General features: G+C 56.6%; 3 protein-coding genes and 1 pseudogene. 3 read left to right on the top strand and 1 reads right to left on the bottom strand.

All coding sequences use genetic code 11. The features are described from left to right. From ACREAY_RS10815 to ACREAY_RS10825, 3 genes and pseudogenes are all read left to right on the top strand, one after another. Positions 1 to 454, top strand: a pseudogene (locus ACREAY_RS10815) (hypothetical protein); the annotation flags it as partial. 85 nt (positions 455 to 539) lie between these two features. After that, entirely contained in the window at positions 540 to 2264 is a 1725-nt protein-coding gene (locus ACREAY_RS10820) for a B12-binding domain-containing radical SAM protein (protein ID WP_431755781.1), read from the top strand. A 31-nt stretch (positions 2265 to 2295) separates the two neighbouring features. After that, the gene (locus ACREAY_RS10825; RefSeq protein WP_431755782.1) at positions 2296 to 2598 is read left to right on the top strand and encodes a hypothetical protein; all 303 of its coding nucleotides are present in this window, start codon (positions 2296 to 2298) and stop codon (positions 2596 to 2598) included. Here the strand turns inward: ACREAY_RS10825 and ACREAY_RS10830 are convergent. Beyond that, a complete protein-coding gene (locus tag ACREAY_RS10830; RefSeq protein ID WP_431755783.1) occupies positions 2595 to 3215 on the bottom strand; it encodes an HD domain-containing protein in 621 nt (206 codons plus the stop codon). The two genes, ACREAY_RS10825 and ACREAY_RS10830, sit on opposite strands and share 4 nt — an antisense overlap. Positions 3216 to 3390: the final 175 nt, after the last annotated feature.

Consider the following 3390-nt stretch of genomic DNA (forward strand, 5'->3'; position numbering starts at 1 on the left):
GGCGTCCAAGGTGGCGCCCTCCAGCAGCCTGCCTCCAAAAGACGACGAGAGGCAGGCGCGCATGAAATCGATAAAGGTGTTTTACGAAAACGGCGGGCAGGCGGTGGTGCTCGGCAACACCCGGCCGGTCGACACGAGCGCAAACCCGCTGACAAAGGGCTTTGCCCGGCCGGTCGCCGGCGAAAGCGGCAGGCCGCTGTTCCCATACATGCTGAAAATGGTAGAAGACGTGCATAAAGCGTTCCCGGGACTTGCGATAATTGCCTCCGGCGGGATATGGAACGGCGAGGACACGTGGCAGGCCTACCAGAAAGGGGCGACGCTTGTGCAACTTTATACCGCGTTGACGTTCCAGGGCTTTGGCGTCGTCAGGGAAATCCACGACGTGCTAAAGAAGCGCCTTGCCGGCCAGAGCCTGCAGGGCTTTATGGAGGGCCGCGACGCCCGGCTATAACAATATCCTGCAAATCCTCTATCGCTGCATTGGAAAACTTTTAATCTGCCCTGCACGGTTTGCCTCCAGACAGGGATTTAGAGTATTGAAGCATCCTAAAGTTGTTCTTACCGCCGACCGCACCTTGATGTCGCCCTACAGGGGCATCTCCCTTGCGTCGTTTTTCGGCTGCGCTCCGGCTATCGACATGCACAGGAGCCACAATTCGTTCTGGTACCACGTGCTTGGCAACCAGGTCACGCCAAAAGTCCTGTTTGACTTTATCTGCAACCCTATAGAGCAGACAAACGGCCGTGCCAACTATGCTCCCTATGGCCTGAGAAAGGTAGAGGCCGCGCTCTTGAGGGATGGCTATGCTCGCGAAGACGTGGTAGTCGCTCACCCTGACTATGTGGAGCAGTTCATCGGCCCCGAGACTCAGGTGGTCGGGACGTACGAGATGGACCCCCTCGGCATGGGGCCTGTCACCATGACGTTCACCTACGGCCGCAAGCAGACCTCGTACGACGAGTTTTACAACGCAGACCTGCACAACAGGATATCGGCCGCCAAAAAGAGGACTGGGAGCAAGGCCAAGGTGGTCGCCGGCGCCTCCGGCACATGGCAGTACAACTATGACCCCGCCAAGATAGAGGAATACGACCTTTACGGCATCGTCGAAGGCGAGCTGGGAGGCATCGGCCCCGAGATCGACGGCGCGGCAGGCCCGTTCTTTGACGCCCTCATCGGAGGCGAGTTTGACATGGCCAACCCGTTCAAAAAGAGCCAGTTCAAGGTAGAGATAAAGGAATTCATGAGGAGCGACAGGACCTACCACGGCAGGTTCATCCACTACTGGAACGAGCCGTCAGTCGACGAGATCCCAAACATCGTCAACCCGAGCATGCACGGCATGATCGAAGTCATGCGCGGCTGCGGCAGGGGATGCAAGTTCTGCGACGTGACGTTGAGGCCGTTGCGCTATTACCCAGTTGAAAAAGTGCAGAAGGAGATCGAAGTCAACATGAAGTACGGCGGGCTGAAAAACGCCTGGATCCACAGCGACGACATTTTCGTCTACGGCCTCAATCCTAGAACGACCAAGAACATGCAGCCCAACCGGGAGGCAATCGAGGAGCTGTTCAAGGGCATCATGGCGACAGGCATCGAACACACCAACCCGACGCACGGCACGCTTGCCGGCGCAATCGCGGACGAGCGCCTGCTGCAAAACGTGTCCAAGATAATAAAGTCTGGCCCGAACAACCACATCGGCATCCAGTGCGGCTTTGAGACCGGCAGCATCAGGCTCATCGGCAAGTATGCGGACCGCAAGCTGGCGCCTTACAAGCCGGAGGAATGGCACTGGGTTGTAAAGAACGGCGTAAAGCAGCTGAACGAGAACTATTGGGTCCCCGCCTTTACGCTTATCATGGGCCTAGACAACGACGAGACCCCAGAAGACAGCTGGGAGACCATCCGGCTCATCCACGAGCTGGAGATGGAGCAGCCCGACTCTAAATTCACGGTAACCCCCCTCACGTTCGTGCCAATCGGCCTCTTGGAAAAGTCGGACTTTTACGATATTGGCAACACGATGGACCCTGCCAAGCTGGGCGTCATGTACAAGACGTGGCAGCACAACTTCAAGTACGGCATCCAGAAGTTCATGTCGCAGGTGGGCCGGGACAACCCCATAAAGAACTGGTTCTTTACCGCGCTTGCAGGCACCCTTGGCGGCGTGCCGCTGACTGCGATGGAAAAGTACGCAAGAAGAAAGGGTTCCGAGCACGAGCGCGTGATAGAGAAGATAAAGGCGACCTACTGGTAAACTTATAGGCCGCAGGCGCTCAATCTTTTCCATGGCCGACTTTTTCGAAGTCGACAGGCTGGTGGAGGAGCTTGCTAAGATCTACGCCACGGCGTGCGCCACTGCCTGGTTCAAGATAGAGGGAAAAAAGCCGACGCAGCAGGAATACCGGGCTCGGGTGGCCGAGTTCATGGGGCATTTTGAGCACACGCTCTCGATTTTTCCAGACACCGCCAAGGCAGCCGAGTTCCGCGATCACGCAAGAAAGGCGCTTGCAGCCGAGGTTGCAAAAGTGATGGCCGGCCAGAACAAGGACGTGGAAAAGCGCTACAAGTACTTTGTAGACTATAGCTAGATCTCTTTGGCCATCTGCCTCAGGAACTCCTTCATGAAACGCACGCGCTTTTTTGCTGCCTTTTTAGCAGCCTTTGTGTGCATCGTCTTGTGGAGTTTCAGCAACTTGGCCTGGAAATGGTCCAGAGTCCACAGCCTGTCCTGGGGCTCCCTCTTTTGGTTGCAGAACGGGTCTGAAGGGTTGTAGAACTTGCGGTTTTCAGACCCGCCGACTGAAAAGGTCCTTGCGATGCCGACGGCGCCCAGCGCGTCGAGCCTGTCGGCGTCCTGCAGCACCTTGCCCTCAAGCGTGGACGGGATGATTCTCTTGGAGTAGCTGTGGGTGCGGATGCAGTAGCTGACCCTGTCTACCTTGTCTTTTGGCCAGCCTCTCTTGGCGAGAATCTTTTCTGCCAGGTCGGCGCTGTCGTCAGATGACTTTGATCGCTTGGAGCTGCCCTTTGGGTAGACGACCAGGTCGTGCAAGAGCGCGGAAGCGAGCAGAACCTGCATGTCCGCGCCTTCTTCCTTGCCGATGAGCTCGGCGTTTCTGTAGACGCGCATGATGTGCTGGAAATCGTGGGCGGGGTCGCGGCCCTCTAGTCTCTTTTCTGCCTCTTGTTTCAGATCCTCGAGCATGTTAGGGGTTCTTGTTGTGCAAGCGGTGTTATAAGATGTCGCGCCAGAAACCCTGTGGAAAATGAGGAAATTAAAAGGAAAAAGGGGGGAGCGAGCGCTCTTAGATTACTTGCCACGGTCTAGTAGCGAATGTTACGCCGAGGCCTGCGCCGATGATGATGCACTGGTATACAAT

Origin of the sequence: Nitrososphaera sp. (genome assembly GCF_050748925.1) — an archaeon.
In the GTDB taxonomy this organism is placed as follows: Archaea; Thermoproteota; Nitrososphaeria; order Nitrososphaerales; family Nitrososphaeraceae; genus Nitrososphaera.

Bases quoted from the DNA above. Each gene is read 5' to 3' on its own strand.
- ACREAY_RS10825 (WP_431755782.1), top strand. From the start codon at position 2,296: ATGGCCGACTTTTTCGAAGTCGACAGGCTGGTGGAGGAGCTTGCTAAG.
- ACREAY_RS10830 (WP_431755783.1), bottom strand. From the start codon at position 3,215: ATGCTCGAGGATCTGAAACAAGAGGCAGAAAAGAGACTAGAGGGCCGC.